At 72.6% G+C, this 446-nt stretch carries 1 protein-coding gene; it reads left to right on the top strand.

What is annotated here, in order from left to right; all coding sequences use genetic code 11:
- Positions 1-47 precede the first annotated feature (47 nt).
- Positions 48-446: HD domain-containing protein (locus BIV01_RS03710; protein WP_139199204.1), on the top strand; the 399-nt coding region annotated here is incomplete at its 3' end.

The following is a 446-nucleotide window of genomic DNA, read 5'->3' as shown; positions in this document are numbered from 1 at the left end:
ACCGCGCCTCCCGTCCGTCCGGCGGTCGCCTCCGATACCTTCTTGCCATGACCCTGGACGTCGACGCGCTGCTCGCACCGCCCTCCCCCGTGGCCGCGCGGGCGCTCGATGTCGTGCGCGCGTGGTCCTCGCCGGCGCTGGTGAACCACTGCCTGCGTTCGTGGGCGTGGGCGTCGCTCCTCGCTCCGACCATCGAGCTCGAACCGGACCGTGAGCTGCTGTTCGTCGCCACGATGCTGCACGACCTCGGCGTGACGCCGTCGTTCGACGCCCACGCCGTGCCGTTCGAGGACGCCGGCGGTGCGGTCGGCAGCGTGTTCGCCCTCGGTGCCGGGTGGGACGCCGCCCGTGCCCGTCGGGTCGGTGAGGTGATCGAGCGTCACATGTGGACGTCGGTCGACCCCGCGCTCGACGTCGAGGGACACCTGCTCGAGGTCGCGACCTCG

Source organism: Curtobacterium sp. MCBA15_013 (assembly GCF_001865095.1).
GTDB lineage: Bacteria > Actinomycetota > Actinomycetes > Actinomycetales > Microbacteriaceae > Curtobacterium.
The sequence above is the reverse complement of the archived record's forward strand: the minus strand, read 5'-3'. Positions and strand labels throughout refer to the sequence as shown.